The organism is Bacillus sp. mrc49 (assembly GCF_002803435.1).
In genome coordinates this window covers 1-404 of the sequence record NZ_PHNG01000044.1, presented here as the reverse complement: position 1 = coordinate 404, position 404 = coordinate 1, and the positions used below count along the sequence as shown (strand labels likewise).

General features: G+C 58.7%; 1 protein-coding gene. It reads right to left on the bottom strand.

From position 1 onward, the window contains the following. Window positions 1-105: 105 nt before the first annotated feature. On the bottom strand, window positions 106-404 hold a 299-nt coding region (locus tag CVN76_RS00380), incomplete at its 5' end, for an IgaA/UmoB family intracellular growth attenuator (RefSeq protein WP_198512388.1).

Sequence of the window (404 nt, the reverse complement as noted above, 5' to 3'; positions counted from 1 at the left end):
GGAACCATGAAAACTCCATAGGCGAACAGTCGCGGGTCCGCAGGATAAGGGGAATAGCGTTAGCCTAGCATAAAGTGGGTGACAGGAAGCAGGCCGACGGATGACTCAGGGCATCGGCCGCAATGACATCGGGGAGAGCTGCGGGTTAAAGCAGCTTTCGTAATAGCGCTGGATATCGGCGGTTCGGTGCTGGTTGATGCGGCGGCGCTGTACCAGTCGCCAGGTGTTGTAACCCAGAACGACGGCGACCGTCAGCAGCAGCAGGCTGGTGCCGAGATAGCGCCACAGGGTGATGATATCCGGTTCGCTGTGCAGCGCAATATGGCGTGTGCCGTTGGCATCGACGCTGATATTGGTGATCACGCCCTGAGCTTCAAACGGCGTATGCAGCAGCATGCTGGCCA